The organism is Curtobacterium sp. NPDC087080 (assembly GCF_044745105.1).
Classification (GTDB): domain Bacteria; phylum Actinomycetota; class Actinomycetes; order Actinomycetales; family Microbacteriaceae; genus Curtobacterium.
This window is the reverse complement of record NZ_JBIUZP010000002.1, coordinates 614,506-635,877: the sequence shown is the minus strand read 5'-3', so window position 1 is coordinate 635,877 and position 21,372 is coordinate 614,506. Positions and strand designations below refer to the sequence as shown.

The 21,372-nt window shown below is 72.0% G+C and carries 19 protein-coding genes and 1 tRNA gene; 9 read left to right on the top strand and 11 right to left on the bottom strand.

Annotated features, from left to right (window positions below; genetic code table 11):
• Positions 1-20 precede the first annotated feature (20 nt).
• The 3 genes from ACIPEQ_RS07170 to ACIPEQ_RS07160 all read left to right on the top strand — a co-directional run bounded on the left by ACIPEQ_RS07170 (position 21) and on the right by ACIPEQ_RS07160 (position 2,477).
• On the top strand, positions 21-1,427 hold the full coding sequence (locus tag ACIPEQ_RS07170) for an MFS transporter (protein ID WP_402714653.1): 1,407 nt from the start codon (positions 21-23) through the stop codon (positions 1,425-1,427).
• An 81-nt stretch (positions 1,428-1,508) separates the two neighbouring features.
• Positions 1,509-1,589: transfer RNA gene (locus ACIPEQ_RS07165), tRNA-Leu, on the top strand.
• 147 nt (positions 1,590-1,736) lie between these two features.
• A complete protein-coding gene (locus tag ACIPEQ_RS07160; protein WP_250366481.1) occupies positions 1,737-2,477 on the top strand; it encodes a DedA family protein in 741 nt (246 codons plus the stop codon).
• Between the two features lie 159 nt (positions 2,478-2,636).
• Here ACIPEQ_RS07160 and rdgB read toward each other — a convergent pair whose 3' ends face one another.
• The 3 genes from rdgB to murI are packed head-to-tail and all read right to left on the bottom strand — an operon-like array spanning position 2,637 to position 4,800.
• On the bottom strand, positions 2,637-3,230 hold the full coding sequence (rdgB, locus tag ACIPEQ_RS07155) for an RdgB/HAM1 family non-canonical purine NTP pyrophosphatase (protein WP_402714652.1): 594 nt from the start codon (positions 3,228-3,230) through the stop codon (positions 2,637-2,639).
• On the bottom strand, positions 3,227-3,958 hold the full coding sequence (gene rph, locus ACIPEQ_RS07150; RefSeq protein WP_402714651.1) for a ribonuclease PH: 732 nt from the start codon (positions 3,956-3,958) through the stop codon (positions 3,227-3,229). Before rph ends, rdgB begins: the two co-directional genes overlap by 4 nt.
• Positions 3,955-4,800, bottom strand: a complete 846-nt coding sequence (gene murI, locus ACIPEQ_RS07145; RefSeq protein ID WP_402714650.1) for a glutamate racemase — start codon at positions 4,798-4,800, stop codon at positions 3,955-3,957. Before murI ends, rph begins: the two co-directional genes overlap by 4 nt.
• A 659-nt stretch (positions 4,801-5,459) precedes the next feature.
• Between murI and ACIPEQ_RS07140 the strand changes: the two genes are divergently transcribed.
• Complete coding sequence (locus ACIPEQ_RS07140; protein ID WP_402714649.1) at positions 5,460-6,749, top strand: nicotinate phosphoribosyltransferase; 1,290 nt, start codon at positions 5,460-5,462, stop codon at positions 6,747-6,749.
• 4 nt (positions 6,750-6,753) lie between these two features.
• On the opposite strand, the gene ACIPEQ_RS07135 is transcribed toward ACIPEQ_RS07140, so the two are convergent.
• From ACIPEQ_RS07135 to ACIPEQ_RS07125, 3 genes are all read right to left on the bottom strand, one after another.
• Positions 6,754-7,014 (bottom strand): DUF3039 domain-containing protein, encoded by a 261-nt coding sequence (locus tag ACIPEQ_RS07135; RefSeq protein ID WP_111228526.1) that lies wholly within the window; start codon positions 7,012-7,014, stop codon positions 6,754-6,756.
• A 138-nt stretch (positions 7,015-7,152) separates the two neighbouring features.
• On the bottom strand, positions 7,153-8,724 hold the full coding sequence (locus ACIPEQ_RS07130; protein ID WP_402714648.1) for an ABC transporter permease: 1,572 nt from the start codon (positions 8,722-8,724) through the stop codon (positions 7,153-7,155).
• The gene (locus ACIPEQ_RS07125; RefSeq protein ID WP_402714647.1) at positions 8,700-9,959 is read right to left on the bottom strand and encodes an ABC transporter ATP-binding protein; all 1,260 of its coding nucleotides are present in this window, start codon (positions 9,957-9,959) and stop codon (positions 8,700-8,702) included. The genes ACIPEQ_RS07130 and ACIPEQ_RS07125 overlap by 25 nt, the downstream gene beginning before the upstream one ends.
• A 334-nt stretch (positions 9,960-10,293) precedes the next feature.
• Between ACIPEQ_RS07125 and ACIPEQ_RS07120 the strand changes: the two genes are divergently transcribed.
• The 4 genes from ACIPEQ_RS07120 (at position 10,294) to ACIPEQ_RS07105 (ending at position 13,047) form a co-directional block, all read left to right on the top strand.
• Positions 10,294-10,989: an NTP transferase domain-containing protein gene (locus ACIPEQ_RS07120; protein ID WP_058728890.1), complete on the top strand. Its 696-nt coding sequence runs from the start codon at positions 10,294-10,296 to the stop codon at positions 10,987-10,989.
• A gap of 44 nt (positions 10,990-11,033) precedes the next feature.
• A complete protein-coding gene (locus ACIPEQ_RS07115) occupies positions 11,034-11,858 on the top strand; it encodes an ABC transporter permease (RefSeq protein WP_402714646.1) in 825 nt (274 codons plus the stop codon).
• Positions 11,858-12,628 carry an ABC transporter ATP-binding protein gene (locus tag ACIPEQ_RS07110; protein ID WP_402714645.1) on the top strand — a complete coding sequence of 257 codons (771 nt, stop codon included), beginning with the start codon at positions 11,858-11,860 and terminating at the stop codon, positions 12,626-12,628. Before ACIPEQ_RS07115 ends, ACIPEQ_RS07110 begins: the two co-directional genes overlap by 1 nt.
• 107 nt (positions 12,629-12,735) lie before the next feature.
• Complete coding sequence (locus ACIPEQ_RS07105; RefSeq protein WP_126891395.1) at positions 12,736-13,047, top strand: hypothetical protein; 312 nt, start codon at positions 12,736-12,738, stop codon at positions 13,045-13,047.
• 14 nt (positions 13,048-13,061) lie between these two features.
• Here the strand turns inward: ACIPEQ_RS07105 and ACIPEQ_RS07100 are convergent, their stop codons facing one another.
• The 5 genes from ACIPEQ_RS07100 to ACIPEQ_RS07080 form a co-directional block, all read right to left on the bottom strand.
• Complete coding sequence (locus ACIPEQ_RS07100; RefSeq protein ID WP_402714644.1) at positions 13,062-14,294, bottom strand: CDP-glycerol glycerophosphotransferase family protein; 1,233 nt, start codon at positions 14,292-14,294, stop codon at positions 13,062-13,064.
• Positions 14,295-14,420: 126 nt separating this feature from the next.
• Positions 14,421-15,374 (bottom strand): glycosyltransferase family 2 protein, encoded by a 954-nt coding sequence (locus tag ACIPEQ_RS07095; protein WP_402714643.1) that lies wholly within the window; start codon positions 15,372-15,374, stop codon positions 14,421-14,423.
• The gene (locus tag ACIPEQ_RS07090) at positions 15,371-16,189 is read right to left on the bottom strand and encodes a CDP-alcohol phosphatidyltransferase family protein (protein WP_402714642.1); all 819 of its coding nucleotides are present in this window, start codon (positions 16,187-16,189) and stop codon (positions 15,371-15,373) included. Before ACIPEQ_RS07090 ends, ACIPEQ_RS07095 begins: the two co-directional genes overlap by 4 nt.
• A gap of 9 nt (positions 16,190-16,198) precedes the next feature.
• A complete protein-coding gene (locus tag ACIPEQ_RS07085; RefSeq protein WP_402714641.1) occupies positions 16,199-17,242 on the bottom strand; it encodes a glycosyltransferase family 2 protein in 1,044 nt (347 codons plus the stop codon).
• A 208-nt stretch (positions 17,243-17,450) separates the two neighbouring features.
• Positions 17,451-19,532, bottom strand: a complete 2,082-nt coding sequence (locus tag ACIPEQ_RS07080; protein WP_402714640.1) for a S1C family serine protease — start codon at positions 19,530-19,532, stop codon at positions 17,451-17,453.
• 223 nt (positions 19,533-19,755) lie between these two features.
• On the opposite strand from ACIPEQ_RS07080, the gene ACIPEQ_RS07075 reads away from it, so the two are divergent.
• A complete protein-coding gene (locus ACIPEQ_RS07075) occupies positions 19,756-20,958 on the top strand; it encodes an aminotransferase class I/II-fold pyridoxal phosphate-dependent enzyme (protein ID WP_402714639.1) in 1,203 nt (400 codons plus the stop codon).
• Positions 20,959-21,372 lie beyond the last annotated feature (414 nt).

Below are 21,372 nucleotides of genomic sequence, written 5' to 3'. Positions count from 1 at the left end.
AGGCGTACCGTTGCCCGACGATGACCAGCACGACGAACGACGCCTTCGACCGCCGCGGCGTCCTGCTCTCCGGCTTCCTGCCCGCGGCGCTCTTCGCGATCGGCGAGGGGGCGATCATCCCGATCATCCCGATCGCCGCCGACTCCCTCGGCGCGAGCCTGGCGTTCGCGGGCTTCGTCGCCGCGCTGATCCTGGTGGGCGAGCTCATCGGCGACGTGCCCTCCGGCGTCGTGGTGGGGCGGATCGGGGAACGGAACGCGATGATCGGCGCCGCGGTGGTGTCCGTCGTCGGTCTGCTCGTCTGCGTCGTCGCGCCGAACGCCTGGGTGCTCGCCGTCGGGGTGTTCCTGGTCGGTGTCTCGACCGCAGTCTTCGCCCTCGCCCGGCACGCCTACATGACGACCGCGATCCCCCTCCGGATCCGGGCCCGCGCCTTGTCGAGCCTCGGCGGCGTGTTCCGCTTCGGCTACTTCGTCGGCCCCTTCCTCTCGGCCGGCGTGGTCCACCTGACCGGCACGACGCAGAGCGCCTTCTGGATCCACGTGGTCTGCTGCCTCGCCGCGGCGGTCGTGCTCCTCGTCCTGCGCGACCCCGCGACGGGCGAACGCGGTCTGCGGTTGCCGAGCCGAGCCTCCAGACCGGACGCGACGAACGCGACCGGCCCGGCGAACGCGACCGGCCCGACGAACGCAACGGGCCCGACGAACGCAACCGGCACGACCAGCGCAACCGACGCGTCCGACGCGGCCCGACGCTCCGCACCCGCACCGCACCCCGACGAGCCGCCCACGGACACCGGCGCGCAGTTCGTCGAACGCGAGGCGCACGGCCTCTTCCGCACGATCCGCGAGAACCGGGCCGTCCTCGCCAGGCTCGGCAGCGGTGCGGCCCTGATCGGCGCGCTCCGCGCCGGACGCCAGGTGATCCTGCCGCTGTGGGCGGTCAGCGTCGGCCTCGACGACGCCTCGGCCGCGCTCGTCATCGGCATCGCCGGAGCCGTCGACTTCGCCCTCTTCTACACCAGTGGGCAGATCATGGACCGCTGGGGTCGACTCGCGAGCGCCCTGCCGTGCATGCTCGGGCTCGCCGTGAGCTACTTCCTGCTCGCATGGAGCGGGCACCTCGACGCGAGGGTCGGCTGGTTCGTCGCCATCGCGATCGGCATGTCGCTCGCCAACGGGGTCGGCAGCGGCATCCTGATGACGCTCGGGGCGGACCTCGCACCGCGGGGGAACCCGGCACCGTTCCTCGGTGCGTGGCGCTTCACCGGGGACTTCGGGTCCGCGGCGGCGCCGCTGCTGATCTCCGGTGTCACCGCGGTCGCGTCGCTCGCGTTGGCGAGCGGGGTGATGGGGGTGCTCGGTCTGGTCGGTGCGGGGGTGCTGCTGCGCTACGTGCCGCGGTACCTGCCACGTCGGCTGCGCTGACGCTGTCGGTCCCGCTGGGACGGCCGGGAGGCGCGACTGCTGCCCGCCCCGCACCTCCCGCTCGGTAGACTGCCGCTGCTCGCGGGAGTGGTGGAATCGGTAGACACGCAGGATTTAGGTTCCTGTGCCCCAGGCGTGAGGGTTCGAGTCCCTCCTTCCGCACCGTGCTCGGCTCAGCTCGCTCGGCTCGCTCGGCTCGGCTCGGCTCGGCGAAGTCAGCCCACCGGCGGATGGGTCGGACAGCGCCGGGCGGTACCCTCGTCAGGCGGGAGCCTCCCCGTGCCCCGCCCCGACACGACCGGAAGAACCATGCACTCCGTCGCACTCGCCCTGATCCCGTGGCTCGACCCGCAGTACATCCTCGACCACTTCGGGGCCATCGCCGTGCTCGTGGTCTGCGCCATCGTCTTCGCCGAGACCGGCCTGCTCATCGGCTTCGTCTTCCCCGGTGACAGCCTGCTCGTCATCACGGGCCTCTTCGCCTTCGACCGCGGGGGCCAGATCGGCGGCATCCCGATCTGGGTGGCCGCGCTGATGATCGGCGCCGCGGCGTTCCTGGGCGGTGAACTCGGGTACTACATCGGCAAGAAGGCCGGGCCCCCGATCTTCGAGCGCAAGGAGAGCGGACTGTTCTCGAAGGAGAACGTCGACCGCACGAACGCGTTCTTCCACCGCTTCGGCCCGCTCGCGGTCATCCTCGCCCGCTTCGTCCCGGTGGTCCGCACCTTCCTCCCGATCGCGGCCGGGGTCGGGCGCATGAACTACAAGAAGTACTCGCTGTACAACGCCATCGGCGCCGTCGTGTGGGGCGTCGGCGTGACCTTCCTCGGGTACTTCCTCGGCTACATCCCGCCGATCGCCTACGTCGTGCGGAACTACATCGACGTGATCCTCATCCTCGCGGTGCTCGTCACGGTCGTCCCCGCCGGGCTGCACTACTGGCGGACCGCGCGGAAGGCCAAGCACGCCGCCGAGGCCGAGGAGGCCGCGCAGCACGGTGGCGTCGAGCGCGGGTCCGCGGACGGCGCGGGGCGTCCGGCCGGGCAGTAGTCGGCGCGCGGCGCCGCTGTCGGCGCCCGGGTCGGTCGGCGCGCGGGTCGGTCGGCGCGCGGTGTCTCGTGCCGCAGCACAACCGAAGGCACCTCGCGCCACGGAGTTCCGTGGCGCGAGGTGCCGTTCGTTGTGCCGGGTCCCGCGCGCCTCGCCGCGTCAGACCCCGAAGTACTCCCGCACGATCGGCGCGATCCCCCGGAACGCCTTCGACCGGTGGGACAGCGCGTTCTTCTCGTCGCGCGAGAGCTGCGCTGCCGAGCGGTCGGCGTCGTCGGGCTGGAACACCGGGTCGTACCCGTGCCCGCCGTCCCCGACCGGCTCAGTCAGGACCGCACCGTTCCAGACGGCCTCGAACAGGTGCTCGGTGCCGTCCGGCGTGACGAAGGCCGCCGCGCAGACGAAGGCGGCGGTGCGTTCCACCACGCCCTCGAGCTCCTGGAGCAGGAGCGCGATGTTGTCCGCGTCCACCCGCGTCCCGGCGTACCGGGCGGAGTGGATGCCGGGCGCCCCGCCGAGTGCGTCGACCGCGATCCCGGAGTCGTCGGCGAGCGCCGGCAGCCCTGTGTGCGCCACAGCCGCACGTGCCTTGATGAGCGCGTTCGCCGCGTAGGTGTCGCCGTCCTCGACGGGCTCCGGACCGTCGTACCCGACGAGCTCGACGCCCTCGCCGAGCGCCTCGCCGAGGATCCCGCGCAGCTCGACGACCTTGCCCTGGTTGTGCGTCGCCAGGACGACGGTGCGCCCGGTCACGCGAAGCCCAGTACGTCGCGCTGGATCGCCGCGAGCGACCGGTTGCCCGCGAGGCCGAGGTCGAGCAGCGTGTTCAGCTCGTCGCGGTCGAACGGTGCGTGCTCGGCCGTCCCCTGGACCTCGATGAACTTTCCGGAGCCGGTCGTGACGATGTTCATGTCGGTGTCGGCGGCCGAGTCCTCGGTGTACGCCAGGTCGAGCATCGGCTCCCCCTTGACGATGCCGACCGAGATGGCCTGCACGCTGTCGGTCAGCGGCGTGGCCTTCTTCGCGATGAAGCCCTTGTCGCGGCCCCACTCGATGGCGTCGGCCATCGCGACGTAGGCGCCGGTGATGGACGCGGTCCGCGTCCCGCCGTCGGCCTGCAGCACGTCGCAGTCGAGCACCAGGGTGTTCTCCCCCAGGCCCTTCATGTCGACCACGGCCCGCAGCGACCGTCCGATCAGTCGCGAGATCTCGTGCGTGCGCCCGCCGACCTTGCCCTTGATCGACTCGCGCTGCATGCGCTCGTTCGTCGACCGCGGCAGCATCGAGTACTCGGCGGTGACCCAGCCCGAACCCTTGCCCGCCATCCAGCGCGGGACGCCGTTCGTGAAGGACGCCGTACACAGCACCTTCGTGTTGCCGAACGAGATGAGCGCGCTGCCCTCGGCCTGCGCGCTCCACCCCCGCTCGATGCTGACCGGACGGTGGTCGGAGGCGCTGCGGCCGTCGATGCGGGTGCTCATGGGGTCCTTTCGGTTCGGGGCAGCGTGATCGCCCCGGTCTGGAGGTGTCCGACGCTCGAGACCTCGGGACCGAGGAAGCGCCGGGCGAGCCGGATGAAGCCGTTCTTGTCGTCGCCGGTGGCCTCGAACGCGTACGTCGGCGGCTCCGGGGTGGTGCGTTCGAGCCCGTGCTCCACGAGCCGTCGGTAGACGTCGTTCGCGGTCTCCTCGGCACTCGACACCAGTGTGACGTCCGGGCCCATCACGTACTGGATCGCCGCGGACATCAGCGGGTAGTGGGTGCAGCCGAGCACGAGCGTGTCGACGTCCGCCTCGCGGATCGGGGCGAGGTACTGCGCCGCGATCTCGCGCAGCGCCGGCGACGAGGTGTCCCCCGCCTCGACGAACTCGACGAAGCGGGGGCACGCGGCGAGGGACAGGGTGACGTCGGCGGCGACGGCGAAGGCGTCCTCGTAGGCCCGCGAGGCGATGGTCCCCACCGTGCCGATCACCCCGATGCGCCCGGTGCGGGTCTGCTTCACGGCCGCGCGGGCAGCCGGCTGGATCACCTCGACGACGGGGATGCCGTACGCCTGCTCGTAGCGTTCCCGGGCATCGCGGAGCACGGCGGAGGACGCGGTGTTGCACGCGATCACGAGCGCCTTCACGCCCTGGTCGACGAGGTCGTCCATCACCTCGAGCGCGTACCGCCGGACGTCGGCGATCGGCTTCGGGCCGTAGGGCGAGTGCACGGTGTCCCCGACGTACCGGATGCTCTCGCGCGGCAGCTGGTCGATGATCGCCCGCGCGACCGTCAGCCCACCGACGCCGCTGTCGAAGACTCCGATCGGTGCATCCGTCACCCCACCAGCGTACCGAGCCGCACCCGCCCGGCCCCGCGCCTGCCCCTGTGCCTGCCCCGCTCCTCTCGCCCTCCCGTCCCCGAGCGGGCGGAATCCGCGACCGGCTTCCGCGCCCACCGCCGCTTCCGCCCGCTCACCGAGGTGCCCGAGCGCGCCCCCTTCCTCCTCCCACGAACGGGCGGAACACGCCACCCACATCCGCACCCCCTGCCGCTTCCGCCCGCTCGCCGCCGTCCACCCGTCGGGCTCCACCGCGAGCGGGCGGAACGAGTCGGTCCACGCGCGGGCGCGTGCAGGTTCCGCCCGCTCACGCTCCGCACACGGCACACGGCACACGGCACACGGCAGACGCCGGAAATCCGTGGACCGCACCGGCCGGGAGGCACCGCTCACCCCCGGCACGCACGGCCACCCGGGCGCGCGGTCCCCTCCCCTCGTTGCCGAGCGGGCGGAACCGGTCCGGACCGACACCGTTTCGCGCCGCTTCCGCCCGCTCGCCGACCGGACGCGGCAGGTTCCGCCCGCTCGCGAGCCGCCACGCCCGCTCGAGCGCCTCCATGCCCCACCGACGACGCGAGCCCCCACGGGCCCGCTCCGCACACCCGCCCCGGCACACCCGCTCTGCGCCTCCGCACCACGACGTCACTAGTGTCGGAGGCGTGACCAGCGCGCTCCTCACGGACCAGTACGAACTCACCATGGTGGACGCCGCCCTCAAGGACGGCACCGCCGATCGACGCTGCGTGTTCGAGGTGTTCGCCCGCCGCCTGCCCGACGGCCGCCGCTACGGGGTCGCCGCGGGCCTCGGACGCTTCCTCACGGCGCTGACCGAGTTCCGGTTCGGCGACGAGGAGATCGGCTTCCTCCGCGACCGCAACGTCATCGACGAGGGCACCGCCCGCTGGCTGGCGGACTACCGCTTCACGGGCGACATCCGCGCCTACCGCGAGGGCGAGGTCTTCTTCCCCAACTCCCCCGTGCTCCAGGTCGAGGGCACCTTCGCCGAGTCGGTGGTCCTCGAGACCCTCGCGCTGAGCATCTTCAACGCCGATTCGGCCATCGCCGGCGCCGCCGCCCGCATGGTGTCCGCCGCCGACGGCCGACCGCTCGCCGAGATGGGCTCGCGCCGCACCGGTGAGTGGAACGCCGTCGCCGCCGCCCGCGCCGCGTACATCGCGGGCTTCGGCACGACGAGCAACCTCGAGGCCGGCCGCACCTGGGGCATCCCGACGATGGGCACCGCCGCGCACGCGTTCACGCTCCTGCACGACTCCGAGGAGGCCGCGTTCCGCTCCCAGCTCGACGCCCTCGGCGACGGCACCACGCTGCTCGTCGACACGTACGACATCGAGGCGGCGGTGGAGACCGCCGTCCGGCTGACGAACGGCCGACTCGGCGCGGTCCGCATCGACAGCGGCGACCTCCCGAGCGTCGTCGCCGCGGTCCGGGCACAGCTCGACCGGCTCGGAGCACCAGCCACGAAGATCACCGTGACGAACGACCTCGACGAGTACACGATCGCCGCCCTCCGCGCCGCACCGGTCGACTCCTACGGCGTCGGCACGAGCGTCGTCTCCGGCTCGGGCCACCCGGCGGCGGGCATGGTGTTCAAGCTCGTCGCGCACCGGACCCCGGCGGGTGACGAGTGGGTCCCCGTCGCCAAGAAGTCCGCGGACAAGGTGTCGACGGGCGGGCGCAAGGAGGCCGGTCGTCGCCTCCGCAACGGCATCGCGACCGCCGAGGTGGTCCTGACGTCCGGTCGCGTCGGCCCCGACGAGCGTCCCCTGCTCGTCCCCGTGGTCGAGCACGGCGAGGTCGACCCGGCGTTCCTCGGGGTCGCCGGCGTCGAGGCGGCTCGCGCGCACCACAAGCGCGCCAAGGCGGAGCTCCCGGTGGACGCGTCCCGCATCGGGCGTGGCGATCCGGCGATCCCGACCCTGGTGATCTAGCGGTCTACTCGGCCTTCATCTTCTCGTAGATGGCCTTGCAGTCGGGGCACACCGGGAACTTCTCGGGGTCGCGCCCGGGCACCCACTTCTTGCCGCACAGTGCCTTGACCGGCTTGCCGGACAGCGCGGACTGCAGGATCTTGTCCTTCTTCACGTAGTGCGAGAACCGCTCGTGGTCGCCGGGCTCGATCGCCTCTTCCTCGAGGAGCTTCTCGAGCTCGCGGTCCATCACGTCGAGGCCGCCGCCGGGTTCCGTCATGCTCATGCGTCCAGGGTACGACGATGCGGCCGGGGCCGCGACGGAAGGGAGGCGCGGGGCGGTCCCGCCACGCGGTTCACCTGCACAGCACACGGACGGGAGGCGCGGGGCGATCCCGCCACGCGCCTCCCGTCCGTCGGTCGTTCAGTTGCGCTGCGCCGCAGCGAGCAGGTCGGGACCGCGCCGGTCGAAGAGCCGACCGCCGACCGCCACGCCGATCACGAGGACGACGACGCCCACGGCGATGCCCACGAGGAGCGTCGCGGTCGCCCAGGGGTCCGGACCCTCCACGGCGGTGAGCACCGCGAGCCAGACGGCGGGGACGAGCGATGCCAGGATGCCGATGATCATCGTCGTCTGGGCGACCGCAGCGGTCGTGCCGGCGGCCTGCGGCTGCTGGAACGGGTGGTCGCCCGGACGGACCGTCGGGTAGGGCAGCAGGACGGAGACGACGCTCGACAGGCCGAGGCCGGCCAGCAGCGCGCCGACCGCGATCCCCGTGAGCACCGGGAAGGCGGTGGGGTCACCGGAGAGCGCGGCGGACGCGGCGGCACCGGCCACCACGAGCGGCAGACCGACGACCAGCAGGGGCACGAGGCGTCCGAGCCGGTCGCTCCACCCGGGAGCGCCCGACGCGACGTGCAGCCAGACCGCGGTGTTGTCGTAGGAGACGTCGTTGTGCGGCAGGAACCCGGCGATGAGCGCCATCAGCGGGAGCGGGACGAGCGCGGTCAGGTGCCACGGCACGCCCGCCACCCCGAGCGGGAGCACGACGAGCGGGACGAACAGGATGACGAGGTAGGACATCCGGTAGCGCGGGTCGCGACCCCAGTACGTGAGCGCGCGGGCGGCGACCGCGCCGACCGGCGTGGAGCCGAGCGCGGCGAACCAGCCGAGCCCGCGGTAGCGACGAGTGCTCGCGCGACCGTCCGCGGCCTCGAGCGCCCGACCGACGAGCGCCCACCATGCGAGCGCGAGCAGGGCGATGGTGACGAGCGCGACCAGGAGCTTCAGGACGCCCTCGCCGACGCGGCCGCTCGCGACGTCGGCCGGCACGGCCCAGGCGGCACCCCACGGCGTCCACCCGGCGACGTCCGCGACCCGCTGCAGCTCGGCGCTGGCGGGGTCGAGCCAGTCGCCGCGCAGCAGCAGCGACGCCACCGGCAACCCGAGGACCACGACGACCAGGGCGGCGAGCCAGCCGGCGTCCCGCGAACGGTGCGGACCGACGAAGGTCGCACCCACGGCACTGCCGACCCGGAGCAGCAGGGCGCACGTCAACGTGCCGAGCAGCGCGGCGACGACGGCGAGCACCGCGGTGCCCCCGCTCCGCGACCAGGCGCCGACCTGGCCGACCGCGACGACCGCGACGGCGAGCATCGGGACGCCGACGAGGCCGGCGACACCGAGTCCGACGGCGAGCCGGCGGCGGTCGATGCCGTACACCGCGAACCGCCGCGGGTCGAACTGGTCGGTGCGGCCCACGACGAGCGGCACCAGGGTGAGCGCGAGGGACACGAACGTGCCGACGGGCACGGCGACGGAGCGAGCGACCTCGACGGGTGCCGAGCGCAGCGCGAGGAGCTCCCCCGCGACCACGACGGCGGCGACCAGGCCGAGCAGGGACCCGAGCACGACGAGGACCGACCGCCGGGCTCCCCCGCGGACCTCGCCCGCGAGCAGGTCGACCCTCAGTCGGAGAAGCTGTGCAACCATTCCATGCTCTCTGCCACGACGCGGCCGCCCGCGAGTTCGACGAACTTGTCCTCGAGGCTCTTGCGCCCGCGGACCTGGGCCATCGTGCCGGAGGCGAGGACCTTGCCGCCGACGATGATCGCGACCGAGTCGCAGGTGCGCTGGACGAGCTCCATGGAGTGGCTGGAGAGCACCACGGTCCCGCCACCGCGGGTGTAGCGCCGCAGGATGTCCGTGATGGTCGCCGCGCTCACGGGGTCGACCGACTCGAACGGCTCGTCGAGCACGAGCACGCGCGGCGAGTGGATCAGGGTCGCGGCGAGCGCGATCTTCTTCGCCATGCCGACGGAGTAGTCGGCGACCTGGCGTCCGAGCGCCTCGCCCAGGCCGAACGCCTCGGCCAGGTCGGCGCTGCGCTTCCGGGCCGTCGCGCCGTCGAGGCCGCGGAGGGTCGCCGAGTAGTGCAGCAGCTGCGCGCCGGTGAGCCGGTCGAACAGGCGGAGGCGGTCGGGCAGTACACCCAGTGCACGCTTCGCCGCCGTCGGGTCCGACCAGACGTCGTGGTCGAGGACGGTGACGGTGCCCGCGTCGGGACGGAGGAGACCGGTGACCATCGACAGCGTCGTGGTCTTGCCGGCACCGTTCGGGCCGACGACACCGAAGATCGATCCCTGTCGGATCTCGAGGTCGACCTCGTCGGCGGCGAGGGTCTGGCCGTACCGCTTCACGAGGCCGCTCGCGCGGAGCACGACGGGCTGCTGCGCCTGCGCGGTCTGCGTCGCGGCGGCGGTGGCGGTCGGCTGGCGCTCGGGAGCCCGCTTCTTCTTCGTCGTGGTCTTCTGGGTCGTCGCGGTCTTCTGGGTCGTCGCGGTCGACGTCGACCCAGCGGCCGGCGTCGAACCGGTGCCCGCCCCGCCGTCCGTGGCCGTGTCACCGTCGGTGACGCCCGGGCCGTCGGTCGTCGGCGCCGTCGACGCAGCGGACGCGCCCGGGCCGGAGGGGCGCGAGGCGCGGCCCTTGCCCTTCGTCCGGCCCTTGCCCTGGCGCGGCGTGCGGTCCGCCGTCGCGGACGCCGGCGCGGCCGTCGTGGCCGTCGCGGTCGCGTCGTCGGTCATCTCGTCATCATCGGAGGCGTCGTCGCGCGCATCCCCGTCCCCCGTGTCGTCGTCGGCCGCGTCGCCGTGCGGTTCGTCCGCCTCGGCCAGCCAGGCGGCGTCGGACGTCGTGTACACGTCGTCGTCATCAGCTGCAGCCACCGCCCCACCGTACCAACGCGCCGGACGCCGGAGACCCCGACCGGCGGCGCGTCCGTGCGGGCCCCGGTACCGGATCGGTCACAGGGTCACGAATTGAGTACGAAGCGCGCACGGGTGTACCCCGGAGCGCGCCCGTTCCGTATCATTCACCAGGGCACGACGGAGTGTTCACCACATGGAAACCTGCTCGGACGGGCGCCGGTGGCCGCTCGTCTCCCCGCACGAAGGTGCAGAAGGCGCACGCTCACGGCGAACTCAGACCTGGTGCGAGCACACTCGGCGAGGCCCGCCCGTGCCCCACGCGGCGCGCGGGCGGACACCAGAAGGGACCAGCATGACCACGCAGATCGTCATCCTCGCAGCGGGGATGGGCAGCCGGCTCGGCCGCAGCCTGCCGAAGCCGCTGACCGAACTCAGCGACGGCCGCACCATCATGCAGCAGCAGTTCGACAACATCCGCGCCGCGTTCGGCTCGAGCGCCCGCGTCACGATCGTCGTCGGCTACAAGTCCGAGTACATCGTCGAGGCGTTCCCCGAGGCGAACTTCGTCTACAACGAGTCGTACGACTCCACCAACACCTCGAAGAGCCTGCTGCGCGCGCTGAAGGCCACCGGCAAGAGCGGCGTCCTCTGGATGAACGGCGACGTCGTCTTCGACCCGCGCGCCCTCGTCCGCGCCGCCGACATGATGGACCAGGACCGCTCGTTCGTCAGCGTCAACACCGAGAAGGTCTCCGACGAGGAGGTCAAGTACACCGTCGACGCCCAGGGCTGCATCAAGGAGCTCTCGAAGCGGGTCGTGGGTGGCCTGGGCGAAGCCGTCGGCATCAACTACGTCTCCTCGCGTGACAAGCAGGCGCTCATCCGCCAGCTCGGACGCGTCGACGACCAGGAGTACTTCGAGGGCGGCATCGAGGCTGCCATCGCCGAGGACGGGCTACGCTGGTCGCCGATCGACATCTCCGACCTGTACGCGGTCGAGATCGACTTCGCCGAGGACCTCGAGCGCGCGAACGACCTGTTCGCCTGAACCACCGTCAGGACCCCCTCGGCGGATCCGCCCGGAGGGAAACCGTGACCACAGCGAGTGCGCCGACCGTGCCCGCGACGACCGCATCGGCGGCGACGCGGAGTGCCGGTCGGCGCTACCGTCAGGCACTCTGGCTGCTCACCGTCCGCGACCTCCGGGTGCGCTACTCGACGTCCGCCCTCGGGTACCTGTGGTCGATCCTCGACCCCCTGGTGATGTCGGCGATCTACTGGTTCGTCTTCACCCAGGTGTTCCACCGCGGTTCGGTGGGCGAGGAACCGTACATCGTCTTCCTGCTGTCGGCGTTGCTGCCGTGGATGTGGTTCACCGGAGCGGTGTCGGACTCCACGCGCGCCTTCACGAAGGAGGCGAAGCTGATCCGGTCGACGACGATCCCGCGGAGCATCTGGGTCGCCCGGGTGAACGCGTCGAAGGGGATCGAGTTCCTGCTCAGCCTGCCGGTGCTCGCGATCTTCGCGATCGCCACCGGCGCTCACCTGCACTGGGAACTGGCGCTGTACCCTCTGGCCATCGTGCTGCAGGGGGCGTTGGTCTACGGCCTCGGTCTCATCGTCGCGCCGCTGGTGGTCTTCTTCCGTGACCTCGAACGGGCCGTGAAGCTCGTGCTGCGCTTCCTCTTCTACGCGTCCCCGATCATCTACGGGACCCAGGCGCTCCCCGAGCGGCTGCACGACATCGCCGCGCTGAACCCGCTCAGCGGCATCTTCGGCCTCTACCGTTCCGCGTTCTTCCCCGGTCAGCTCGACTGGGTCGAGGTCGGCGTGTCGGTGCTCGTCACGGCGGTCGTGCTCGGCGTCGGCCTGGTCGTGTTCCGCCGGAGCGAGCACCGTGTCCTGAAGGAGCTGTGATGACCGCCACCGACTCCACTGCTCCGTCCACGACCGTGGCGCCCGTCATCTCCGTGCGCGACGCGGGCATCCGGTTCAAGCGCAACCGCCGGGCGAGCCGGAGCTTCAAGGACCTGTTCGCCGGGAGCAACCGGCGCAAGCGCGCGGACGAGTTCTGGGCGCTCCGGAACGTGTCCTTCGACGTGCGCCCTGGCGAAGCGATCGGCGTCGTCGGTCGCAACGGGCAGGGCAAGTCCACGCTGCTGAAGCTCGTCGCCCAGGTCATGCTGCCGGACGAGGGCCGCGTCCGCGTGAACGCCGGCGTCGCCCCGCTCATCGAGATCACCGGCGGCTTCGTCGGTGACCTGACGGTCCGGGACAACGTCTACCTGACGGCCGGGCTGCACGGGATGTCGCGGACCGAGATCCGCGACGCGTTCGACGAGATCATCGACTTCGCCGAGATCGGCGACTTCGTCGACACGCCCTACAAGCACCTGTCGAGCGGCATGAAGGTGCGCATCGCGTTCGCCGTGATCTCGCGGTTGGACGAACCGGTGATCCTGGTCGACGAGGTGTTGGCCGTGGGCGACAAGGGCTTCCGCGAGAAGTGCTACAAGCGCATCGAGGAGCTGCTCGCCGGCGGTCGGACGCTCTTCTTCGTCTCGCACAGCGACAAGGACCTGCGCCGGTTCTGCGACCGCGGGCTCTACCTCGACAAGGGTCGGCTGCAGCTCGACGACACGATCGAGGCAGCGCTGGATCGGTACGCGGCGGACCACGGGGCCTGAGCCCCCTCCTCCACACCGAGGGCCCGCTTCCCCCTCCTCCACAGGCAGGCGCCCCGGAGGCGTCCCCCGGGGCCCCGACGTCGGCCCCTCCCCCTACCGTGACCGGCATGCACCACCCACCCACGGCCTACGCAGTCCCGTTCACCGTCGACCGATCCGGAGCACCTCGTCGCTACGACCTGGTGAACACCGGGCCCGAGCCACTGCACGCGATCTCCTTCACCCACCTCGGCAGCGGCTTCTGTCCGCCGCTGGCGGTGAACCGTCTCGACCCGGGTCGGTCCCTGTCGATCGCGGTGTTCGGCGCGGATCCGGAGCAGACCGGCATCGTCGTCGTCCGGTGGCGTCGCCCCGACCGGTCGGAGTACCTCTGGCGGATGTCCCTGGTCGGCGACCGCCTGGTCGGGCTCGCGTCGTGACGACGGCCGCCGGGTCAGACCTCGCCGCGCTCCTCGGCGACCTCGTGCCAGCGCGCCACGAGTCGGTCCACCGCCGCGTGCAGTCGACGCGTCGCGACGCCCGGCGTCGTGTCGCCGAAGTACCGCTCGACCCAGTGCCGGAGCTTCGCGAGCTCATCGGCGTCGTTCGCCGCGGCGTCCACCCTCGCGACCACGTCGGCGGCGTCCTCGGCCGACAGCCAGTTCGCATCGCCGAGGTACCCGCGCTCGTCCACGTCGGCGTCGGGAGCTGCCGGGCGGGTCACGATGAGGGGCTTGCCGACGGCCAGCCGGTCGTAGATCATCGCGCTGATGTCGGTCACGGCGACGTCGGCGTCCGCCAGCTGCCACCCGAGCTGCGGGCCATCGTCGTACACGTGGTGCGCGGACGGATCGGCGGCGTTCGCGCTGGCGATCGCCGCGACGATGCGCTCGTGGGCGGCCCGGTAGTCCGGGTCGACGACACCGCTGCGGGGGTGCGGCCGGTACACCAGCCGGTGCCGACCCGAGGCGAGCAGGCGCTCGGTGAGCTCCACCCCGTGCGACGCGATCGAGCCGTAGGCAGCGGCCGCGCGGTCCCCCTCCCACGTGGGCGCGTACAGCACGACGGTGCGGTCGTCGTTCGGGTACGGCACGGCGCCGGCGAAGTGGTCGGCCTGCGGACGGCCGATCGCGATCGTGCTCCGGTCGACGTCGTAGTCCCACAGCGCGGAACGCAGTCGGTCCCGTGCGGCGTCCCCCGCGATCAGGGCGTAGTCGTACGCCTTGAACTGGTTCGTGGTCATGTACATCTTGTCGCTCTCGCCGTGGTTGACGAAGACGTGCCACATGCGCCCGTACCGCATCATCTGGAAGTTGCGGGCGTTCTGGTTGACGTACAGGACGATCTTCGGCGCCTGATCCTCGACGAACTGCTCGAGGTCGACGACCTGTCGTGCGTACACCGCAGGGACGGGCGACTCGTCGAGCAGCGTCGTCATGGTCCCGGGGCTGCGCGAGATGATCGCGACGGGGTGCTCGCGAGCGAGTTCCGCCAGCGGCGCGTACCACTGGCGGATCTGGTACATGTTCACCGGGCCGTCGGCGAAGTAGACCGCGACCTCGATCGACCGCGGCGGCAACTGCGGAGCACCGGGCAGACGACGATCGAGTTCCCGTCGGTTCCGACGCGAACGCAGCAGGCGGCGGGCGAGACGGATCGCGGTCCGGACGTCCTTGGTGATCGGCATGGTGGTCCTCAGGCTACGGGCGGTTGCTGTGCGGGGTGCTCGACGGCGCGGTCAGCGGAGGGGACGACCCCGACCGCTGCGACGCTGACGGGGCTCCGGAGCCCCTGGTCGGACGTGGTGGCGGGGTCAGACGACCGGCGGGCGGCCGGCGAGCGTCATCCGGGCGATCGTCAGCCACCCCATCGGCCGCGACGGACCGCAGTCCGCCGTCCAGCCCTCGCGGATGCCGGCGAACCAGGTCCGCAGTCGCAGCGGGTGCCGCCACCAGCGGGCGACCTGGATCGCGGCCCACGACCCGACGTAGAGCGGTCGCAGCGCCAGTGGCAGGTTGCGTCGGGCCAGGAACACGCGGTTCCGTGCGTTCAGGCGGATGTACTCGGCGTGCCGGGCGGGGTCGATCGCCGGGTGGTGTGCGACCAGGTCGCCGGCGTACCACGCGCGTCGACCGGCGTCCCAGACGCGCCACGCGAGCTCGATGCCCTCGTGCGCGTAGAAGTACGGCGCTCCCCAACCACCGACGGCACGGTAGACGTCCATCGGCAGGAGAACGGCGCCCTCCCACACCGAGAACACCGGCGACGAGTCCGTCGCCGAACCCTTGCGGATCCGCGGCACCCAGCGTCGGGGGTTGGCGGACCCCGTCGGGTCGACCACCCGCGGTTGCACGAGTCCGAGCGAGGGGTCGCGGTCGAGCAGCGCCACGACGTCGCGCAGGAAGGTCGGCGACGGGATCGACGCGTCGTCGTCGAGGAAGAACACGTAGTCGCCGTCGACCACCTCGGCACCGGCGTTGCGGCCGGCCGGGATCCCGACGTTCTCCGGCAGGGCGAGCGCACGGACACCGTCGGGCAGGTCAGCCGGCTCCCATCCGTTGCCGACGCACACGACGTCGAGCTCGACGTCCTGCTGCGCGAGCACGCTCTCCAGCCCCCGGCGGAGGTCGCCCGGCCGGGTGCCCTGGGACAGGCTCACCACGGCGATGCGCGGGCGCTGCCGGTGCGGCGGCGCGTTCCGTCGCGCAGTGCCCGGTGTCACGGCCGGCTGCTGGCCCGGCGTCGGGTCCGGTGTCGACCCGGTCATGCACGGACCCGCTTCGACGCCATGATGGCGACGAAGTGACCGGCGGTCGCCAGGACCGCGAGCGGCAACAGCGCACCGACCAGGATCCGGTCCGCCAGCGGATGACCGACCACGAGCCCGAGCAGCGCGAACACGAACGCCAGGATCGAGAGCTCGACGGAGTGGTACAGACGGTGGAAGGGCAGGAAGCGCGCCGCGCGGCGGAGCGTCGCCAGCCGTCGACCCGAGGGCGCGGTGCCGGCGTCGCGACGGTCGACGAGCTTCTCGAGGCCCGCGTTCGCCCGGGCGACGTGGACCATGTCGTTGAGCGCCTTGTTGAGCACGATCACCAGGCCGAGCGCGCACCCGATCGTCGTCCACATCCAGTCCGCGCCGTGGATCGGCCAGGTCGCGGCCCGGACGCCGAGGGCGATCGGGATGAGCCCCTCGGTCGTGTAGTGCCCGACCTTGTCGAGGAACACCCCGGCCGGCGACCGGGTACCGCGCCAGCGAGCAACCTCGCCGTCGCAACAGTCCACGAGCATCTGCAGCTGACCGAGCACGAGGGCGAGCAGCGCACCCCAGATGCCGGGGATCAGCAGTGCCGCCGCGACGCTCCACCCGACCAGGATCATCAGACCGGTCACCTGGTTCGCCGACACCCGGGTCTTCAGCAGCAGCCAGGTCAGGTACGGCGAGACGTCGCGCAGGTAGAGCGACGCGGTCCAGTGCTCGGCGTTCGCGCGCGAGCGGACCTCGTCGGGTTGGGCGACCGCGCGCAGTTCGGCGATGGAGCCCGGTCGGGCCGCGCCGCGGCCGGAGGTGTCGTGGGTCAAGGGGTCAGGTCACCGTCCCGTGTGCGTGGTCAGCTCGGAGGTCCTGGTCAGGAACCCGATGATGAAGCCGATGCCCCAGCCGACGTGGATGCACGGCAGCACGACGATCAGCCACAGCGTGGTGGCCGGCCCGGAGCGCCGTGCCACGGCGACGGCACCGACCACGACGAAGAGCAGGTAGACCGCGGGCACGACGAAGCCGAGCGCCGCCCAGGCGACCGGCGACCCGAGGGCGGCGCCGACGATGCCGACGATGCCCGCGACGATCCCGAGCGCCATCGCGGCGACCATGGCCGGCGGGACGAAGTACCGCAGGCCGTTGTTCGCGGGGAACCGGCGAGCGAGTTCACCGCGCCACAGTCCGGTCGCGACGAACTGCCGGACGAGGCGTCGCAGGCTCGGCCGCGGGCGGTAGGTGACGACGAGTTCCGGGGTGAACCACACCGTGCCACCGGTCTGCCGCAGCCGGCGGTTGAGCTCCCAGTCCTGGCCGCGCTTGATGCCCTCGTCGAAGAGCCCGACCTCGAAGAGCCGGTCGCGTCGGAACACCCCGAGGTACGCGGTCTCGGCCGGTCCGGCCCTGCCGCCGACGTGGTGCGGGGTCCCGCCGAGGCCGACCCGGCTGCCGTACGCGTGCGCGACGGCACGCTCGAACGGCGTGCGACCCTCGGCGCGCATGATGCCACCGACGTTGTCCGCTCCCGACTCGAGCAGCACCCGCACGGCGATCCGCGTGTAGTCGGCGGGCAGCACCGAGTGGGCGTCCACCCGGATCACGATCGGGTGCACCGACGCACGGATCGCGACGTTCAGCCCGGCGGGTGTGGACCCGACGGGGTTCTCGATGGCCCGGACACGAGGATCGGCAGCGCTCATCTCGGCGACGAGTTCGTTCGTCCCGTCGATCGACGGTCCGAGCGCGAGGATCACCTCGAACGGACCCTCGTAGTCCTGCTCCAGCAGGCTCCCGACCGCGGCACGGACCTCGGTGACCTCGTTGAGCACCGGCATCACGTACGAGACCCCCGGCAGGGGCTGTCCGTCTGTCTGCATGCGGTCCTCGGGGTCGTGGCTGACGCGCGGAGCGCACCGAGAGCCGGCACCGCCCCGGAGAGCAGCCATGAGCCTATCAAGCGGCCGGAGCGCCCACCTGCGTCCCGAGCGGACCGCGGCACACCGGTGGTCGGCGGGCGACCACCACACTACGGACGGGAGGCGCGGTGCCAGCCGGCACCGCGCCTCCCGTCCGTCGCTCGTCGCGTCAGCTCTTGTAGGTCCCGAGCGTGACGTCGGCTTCGCGCGTCTGGCCGTCGCGGACGTACGTGATCGTCGTCTTCGCACCGCCGGCGAAGAAGCGGACCTGCGCGGTCAGGTCGGTGGCGTCCGCCACCGAGGCCGAGCCGATCTTCGTGACGACGTCGCCCTTCTGCAGACCGGCGTCGGCCGCCGCTCCGCCGGACGACACCGACTTGATCAACGCACCCATCTGGGTGGCGTTCGCGTCCTCGGACGCGTCGCCGACCGTGGCGCCGAGCAGGCCGTGCGTCGCGGAGCCGTTCTCACGGATCTCGTTCGCGACACGCTCGACCAGGTTCGACGGGATGGCGAAGCCGACACCGATGCTGCCGGACTGCGCATCCGACGACTGCGAGCTGCCCGCACTCGCGATGGCGACGTTGATGCCGATCAGCTTGCCCTTGGAGTCGAGCAGGGCGCCGCCCGAGTTGCCGGGGTTGATCGACGCGTCGGTCTGGATGACCGGCAGCGAGACCGTCGTCTTGGTGGAGGACCCACCGTTGCCCGGGAACTCGAAGGGGCTGTCGCTGTTGCCGCCCTCGTTCGAGTCGCCGCCCTGGCTGGGAGCGCTCGAGGCGACCTGGATGCTGCGGTTGAGCGTCGAGACGATGCCGTCGGTGACGGTGTTCGACAGCCCGAGCGGCGCACCGATCGCGACCGCGGTGTCACCGACGTTGAGGTCGGACGAGTTCGCGAACGAGATCGGCTTGGTGCCGGTCGCGTCGATCTTGATGACCGCGAGGTCCACCGTCGGGTCCGTGCCGACGAGCTTCGCCGGGTAGATCCTGCCGTCGGACGTCGTCACCGTTATGGTGCCGTTCGCGCTGTCGCCGTCGAGGGTCACCACGTGGGTGTTCGTGACGATGTAGCCGTCCTTCGTGAAGAAGACGCCGGAGCCGGTGCCGCCCGCGGAGCCCGACGACACGTTGATGGTCACGACCGAGGGCGTGGCCTGGGCAGCGACGGCGGTGACGACGGTGGCGTTGTTGTAGTCGTTGACCGTGAGGTTGCCGCCGCTCTGCGACGAGCCCGAGCCGATGACGGTCGTGCCCGACTGGGAGGCTCCCGCGGCCCAGCCCGCACCACCGCCGACCAGGCCGGCGAGCACCAACCCGGCAACGATCGGCAGGACCAGCTTGTTGCGGCCGTTCTTCCCGTTCGTGCTCGTGGCGGTCCCGGTCGCTGCACCTGCGGCAGCGCCGCCGAAGTAGTGGCCGTTGCGCTGGTTCGAGCCGTCGACGTCGCCGAAGGCGCTGGCGGACGAGGGCGCCTGGGCGGAGCCGGGGTACGAGGCGCTCTGGGGGGTGCCGTACTGCGAGGCGTACGGCGACGTGCCCTGTGCGTACTCGCCGTAGCGCGGGCGGTCGTACTGCCCCTGGCCGGAGCGGTCCTGGTCGGTGCCGTACTGCGCCTGACCGTAGGGGGCCTGGCCGTACTGGCTCTGGCTCTGGCTCTGGCCGTACTGGGTCTGCCCGTACTGGCCCTGGTCCTGGCCGTACTGGCCCTGGTCCTGGCCGTACTGGCCCTGGTCCTGGCCGTACTGGCCCTGGTCCTGGCCGTACTGACCCTGGTTCTGGCCGTACTGGGTCCGCCCGTACTGGCCCTGGCTCTGGCCGTACTGGCTCTGCCCGTACTGGCCCTGGTCCTGGCCGTACTGGCCTTGGCCGTTCTGGCCCTGGCCGTACTGTCCCCGGCCGTACGCGCCGGTCGCGGTCTGGTCGTGGTGCGCGTTGTCGGAGCCGTAGGGGCTGGACTGCTGCGCGGCCCCGCTGCCGTCGCGCCCGACGGTCGGGTACGGCGCGGTGTAGCGGTCCGTCGCGTTGTCGCCGCCCCCCGTCGGGATGACGTCGGTCTCACCAGCACGGGCGTGGTCGAACACGTCGGTGTGGTCGTGGTCCGCGTGGCGGTCGGCGGGGAGTCCGGAGACGTCCTGCGTCGACGCGCCCTCGCCGGAGGTCTCGCGCGTGGCGTCCTCGGCAGCGGCCCGGTGGTCGGTGTCCTCGGGGCGGTTGTCGTCGCCCTGGCCGTGTGGCGTGGTGTCGGTCATGCTGGACGTGCTCCTTTCAAGCTCCTGCAGTCTTCCGCGTCCACCTGAGCGGTGCTCCTGCTGGGGCTGCAAGCGACCTATGGCGATCTTATGCGTGGGCTGTGGGCGTCCTCCCGGTCTCGCGACGAGACACGACGTACCGGGGCGAGGCCACTGATCCGTCCTACTAGGTTGGGGTGCTCCAGGGCGTCGATCCGCGCCCGGCGCACCGGAGGGACCCACCATGCACCGCACCGGACCCTGGCTCCGAGCCGCAGAAGGGGCGATGCTGCTCGGCCCCGACGGCGTGCCCGCACCGACCGTGTTCGCCGAGATGAGCGCACTCGCCGCTGCCACCGGAGCGATCAACCTCGGCCAGGGCTTCCCCGACCAGGACGGCCCGGTCGAGGTGCTCGACGCCGCCGTCGACGCGATCCGCCGAGGGGTCAACCAGTACCCGCCCGGACGCGGGGCGCCGGAGCTCCGCGAGGCGATCGCCGAGCACCAGGCGCACTGGTACGGCCTGCGAGTCGACGCGGATCACGAGGTCCTCGTCACGGCAGGCGCGACCGAGGCCCTCGCCGCCACGCTGCTCGCGTTCGTCGAACCCGGCGACGAGGTGATCACCTTCGAGCCCTTCTACGACGCCTACGGGGCGCTGATCCGCCTCGCCGGGGGCACGCACGTGACGGTGCCCCTGACTGCTCCGGACTTCCTGCCGGACGAGGACACCCTGCGCGCCGCGTTCTCCGACCGCACGCGGATCGTGCTCGTGAACACCCCGCACAACCCCACCGGGCGGGTGCTCCCCCGCGAGGTCCTGGCAACGGTGCTCGAGCTCGCAGAGCGCCACGACGCCCTCGTCGTCACGGACGAGGTCTACGAGCACCTCACCTTCGGCACCCCGCACGTCCCCGTCGCGACCCTGCCCGGCGCGGCGGACCGAACGATCACGATCTCCAGCGCTGGCAAGACCTTCAGCACCACCGGCTGGAAGGTCGGCTGGCTCACGGCCGCTCCCGCGCTCGTCGAGGCCGTCGTCTCGGTCAAGCAGTACCTGACGTTCGTGAACGCCGCTCCGTTCCAGCCCGCGGTCGCGACCGGACTCCGTCTGCCGGACGCGGTCTTCCACGGCATCGCGAGCGAGCTCTCCGAGAAGCACGACCTGCTCGCGGCCGGACTCCGTTCCGCCGGCTTCGAGGTCATGCGACCGGACGGCGGCTACTTCGTCCTCGCGGACACCGCACCGCTGGGGTACGACGACGCCCGCGAGTTCTGCCTCCGCCTGCCGGAACTCGCCGGCGTGGTGGGTGTCCCGGTCTCGGCGTTCGTCCGGCCGGAGCGGGCCGCGGGCTACCGGTCGCTCGTGCGGTTCGCCTTCTGCAAGCGGCGTGACGTGCTGTCCGAGGCCGCCACGCGACTCGCCGCTCTCGCCCCGCTGCGCTGACCCCGGTCCCTGCCCACGCACTCTTGCCCCCTGCTCGGCGCGCACTGCCCCGCCCCGCCGTCACGCCGAGCGGACCTTCCCTGCACGCTGCCGAGCCGAGCGCCGACGCTTCCGCCCGCTCGCCTGAGACCTGAGCCCGGAGCCCGCGCCCCGAGACCGGGTGCCCCGCGCCGCCGTCACGCCGAGCGGGCCTTCCCTGCACTCCTCGGAGCTGAGCGCCGCCGCTTCCGCCCGCTCGGCCTGACCCGCGCCCCGAGCCCGGGTGCCCCGCGCCGCCGTCGCCGAGCGGGCCTTTCCTGCACACTTCGGAGCTGAGCCGCGCCGCTTCCGCCCGCTCGACACGTGCATGCGTCGACCCCCGCGCAGCCCACGCCGGGGCTCGGGCTGGTCGTCGCCGAGCAACCAGCCGCAGCC

Coding starts and splice junctions, on each gene's coding strand:
- ACIPEQ_RS07170 (WP_402714653.1), top strand. CDS start 21: ATGACCAGCACGACGAACGACGCCTTCGACCGCCGCGGCGTCCTGCTC.
- ACIPEQ_RS07085 (WP_402714641.1), bottom strand. CDS start 17,242: ATGCAGACAGACGGACAGCCCCTGCCGGGGGTCTCGTACGTGATGCCG.
- ACIPEQ_RS07075 (WP_402714639.1), top strand. CDS start 19,756: ATGCACCGCACCGGACCCTGGCTCCGAGCCGCAGAAGGGGCGATGCTG.
- ACIPEQ_RS07130 (WP_402714648.1), bottom strand. CDS start 8,724: ATGGTTGCACAGCTTCTCCGACTGAGGGTCGACCTGCTCGCGGGCGAG.
- ACIPEQ_RS07120 (WP_058728890.1), top strand. CDS start 10,294: ATGACCACGCAGATCGTCATCCTCGCAGCGGGGATGGGCAGCCGGCTC.
- ACIPEQ_RS07160 (WP_250366481.1), top strand. CDS start 1,737: ATGCACTCCGTCGCACTCGCCCTGATCCCGTGGCTCGACCCGCAGTAC.
- ACIPEQ_RS07105 (WP_126891395.1), top strand. CDS start 12,736: ATGCACCACCCACCCACGGCCTACGCAGTCCCGTTCACCGTCGACCGA.
- ACIPEQ_RS07135 (WP_111228526.1), bottom strand. CDS start 7,014: ATGAGCATGACGGAACCCGGCGGCGGCCTCGACGTGATGGACCGCGAG.
- ACIPEQ_RS07080 (WP_402714640.1), bottom strand. CDS start 19,532: ATGACCGACACCACGCCACACGGCCAGGGCGACGACAACCGCCCCGAG.
- ACIPEQ_RS07100 (WP_402714644.1), bottom strand. CDS start 14,294: ATGCCGATCACCAAGGACGTCCGGACCGCGATCCGTCTCGCCCGCCGC.
- ACIPEQ_RS07095 (WP_402714643.1), bottom strand. CDS start 15,374: ATGACCGGGTCGACACCGGACCCGACGCCGGGCCAGCAGCCGGCCGTG.
- rph (WP_402714651.1), bottom strand. CDS start 3,958: ATGAGCACCCGCATCGACGGCCGCAGCGCCTCCGACCACCGTCCGGTC.
- ACIPEQ_RS07110 (WP_402714645.1), top strand. CDS start 11,858: ATGACCGCCACCGACTCCACTGCTCCGTCCACGACCGTGGCGCCCGTC.